Annotated in this window: 1 pseudogene; it reads left to right on the top strand. The window is 29.7% G+C overall.

The features are described from left to right. Positions 1 to 569: pseudogene (locus NNO02_RS23485) on the top strand (hypothetical protein); the annotation flags it as partial.

A 569-nucleotide genomic window follows, 5' to 3' on the forward strand; every position in this document is an offset into this window, starting at 1 on the left:
ATTTCAGACATCAAAGGGAATATAAATTTACAGGTATTTCTTTCAAAACTTAAATTTGTTATAGGACCATCATATGAAGAAATTGTAAAAGAAGTATTAAACAGCTTTGAAGTTTTAGGATTTTCTAAAGATGACATTGATACTCTTTTTTATCCAAATGCTATCAATGCAATTGCAGAGTTAAGCATCTGTCATGATGTTTCCCAAAGAAAAATAACAAAAAACAAATTATTATCCGATTTAAAAAGCATAAAGAAAACTGCAATATCGCACTGGACATTATCGTTAAAGAGCAAACAAATATTACTAACCTCACGGAAAAAACAACTTAAACCAAACCTATCCAAGAACGCCAGACTGCGATACTTTTTAATAAATTCACAATCATTAGAAAATTTTGATTCTGAAATAGTCATGTTTATTAGTGATTACATAGATAAGTATCATTTCAAACCAGCACATACACAAACTCCAACATTTGCGTTACACGCTTCAAAACAACAAATAAGTGACATAAGATTACGCCTTTATCAGAAAGGAGTTATAAGCCATAATGGATACATAGAAGA

It is taken from the genome of Citrobacter sp. Awk 2 (genome assembly GCF_028069815.1).
Taxonomy (GTDB): Bacteria; Pseudomonadota; Gammaproteobacteria; order Enterobacterales; family Enterobacteriaceae; genus Citrobacter.